At 44.7% G+C, this 571-nt stretch carries 1 protein-coding gene; it reads right to left on the reverse strand.

From position 1 onward, the window contains the following. Nucleotides 1–21: 21 nt before the first annotated feature. Nucleotides 22–571 (reverse strand): site-specific integrase (locus tag AB4496_RS26685; protein WP_372132923.1); only part of this gene is annotated, 550 nt, incomplete at its 5' end.

A 571-nucleotide genomic window follows, 5' to 3' on the forward strand; every position in this document is an offset into this window, starting at 1 on the left:
GCCGCTTTTTAGCGGCTTTTTTCATATCTTACGTTCGTGTAATTTATGTGGGAATAGCTGGGTATAAACCTGCCACAAGGTATTCAAATTTCGATGTCCTGTCACCTGAGCAACTTCCTCAATGGTAAAGCCTTTCTCGAACAAACGACTCGCACCTTCACGACGTAAGTCATGATAGCGCAGGTTATCAATTCCAACCTTCTGACACACTTCAACAAAGCCTCGGCCAACTGAGCGTGGGTTGTAAGGGAATATCAACTCACCTTTACGCTCTTGCTTAATTACAATATCGAATGCTTCACCAAGTAGAGGAACTACCATATGGTTGCCTTCTTTCTTTCGTGGGTCTTTTCGGTCACGTACGATCACTGTTTTAAGTTCTTCGTTTAAGTCTTCCCACCGTATACCACACACTTCGCTGACTCTCATACAGCTCAGGATGCTGAAGTCTAGAAGCACGGAGTAGGGGATTTTGTTTTCTCTGCGTTGCTCGCGTTCTTCTAGTGCTTCTTTCAGCAGGTCTATTTCATCGGTAGTAGGGCGCCTTGTTACCTTAAATCTCTGAATAGCG

Origin of the sequence: Vibrio sp. 10N.222.46.A1 (assembly GCF_041473595.1) — a bacterium.
GTDB lineage: Bacteria > Pseudomonadota > Gammaproteobacteria > Enterobacterales > Vibrionaceae > Vibrio > Vibrio tasmaniensis_A.